At 58.8% G+C, this 1,215-nt stretch carries 1 protein-coding gene; it reads right to left on the reverse strand.

What is annotated here, in order from left to right:
- A partial coding sequence (locus EXE44_RS16445) for a PAS domain-containing protein (RefSeq protein WP_158293481.1) occupies positions 1–1,011 on the reverse strand: 1,011 nt, incomplete at its 3' end.
- Positions 1,012–1,215: the final 204 nt, after the last annotated feature.

Genomic DNA, 1,215 nt, shown 5'->3' on the forward strand with positions numbered 1-1,215 from the left:
AGAGACAGCGATCGTTGCGTCCGAGTAGTCATCCCGTACCGCCGTTGCGGCCGTTTCAGTGACCTCAGCGATGTTAACGGTCGACTCGTCGTGTGGTATCTCCCGTATCGCGCGATCAATCACCTGCATTTTGTTCGTAAGTCGTTCCCACCCGTCGAATATACGCGTCAGTCGGCGGAGATGATCCTGACGACAGTCAGCGTCCGGTTCCTCGGCGAGTATCGTCGTCCATCCCACGAGCTTGTTTAAATCGTTGCGGACGTTGTGTCGGACGACCCGCTGGAACACCTGTAAATGCTGTCGCTGTCGCGTCTTCACGGTGATATCTTTCCCCTCAACGGCGATCAGCGTGATTTCACCAGCGGCGTTACGAATCGGCTTGAACCACACCTCGATGCGTGCGAGACCATCTGGACCCTGTAGTTCTCCTTCGGTCTGGACGAGTTCACCGCCACCCGCGCGGTTGACCGCCTCACAAACCGTGAGTCCGTGGTTCGGGTCAAGGTCCAGCCACGGGAATTTGTCGATTGGTTCACCAACTATTGTCGACCGATCAACACCGATGCGTGCCACCAGCGTGTCGTTCACGTCAGTCACGATTTTGTTGGGGCGGACTAACGCGGTAAACTGGTGCGGGCTGTTAAACACTGCCTCCAGTCGCCGAGTGTACTTCTCGCGTTCAGAGATATCGATGAACAGCACATCGGTACCTACAACCTCGTCGTCGATGGTGCGCGGGATCGCCCGTAACAGACATGGGACCGTATCACCGTCCGTCGTCACGAGCATGCGTTCTGCGACGGTGAGATCGCCGCTAAGCGCGCGTTCGTAGCCGTCTGACTGGAGCGAATCAGTCGAGCTATCGTCATAAAACTCGCTGAGCGGCTGTCCAACCACCGCCTCGCGCTCGTACCCCAGCGCGTCGGAAAACGACTGGTCACAGGCCTCAATGACTGCTTCGCCGCCAACGGCCCGAGTTTGAACGAACAGCAGCGGGCCCTGATCAAACAGTTTCGACGCCCATTCACACGCTCGGAGCGCTTCGTCGCGTCTCGCCCCATCGCCAGCACACTGGCAGAGCTATTACCCGCATCACTCGCAACGGTGTGTAGATCTATCCACGTGACTTCGCTGTCATCCGCCCCGATTCGTATCGTCTCAGTAGCCGGGTCGCCGGTCTCGATCGGGCGCCGCAGGGCGTCAGCGGCACGCTCG

It is taken from the genome of Halorubrum sp. SS7 (genome assembly GCF_005435055.1).
Classification (GTDB): Archaea; Halobacteriota; Halobacteria; order Halobacteriales; family Haloferacaceae; genus Halorubrum; species Halorubrum salinarum.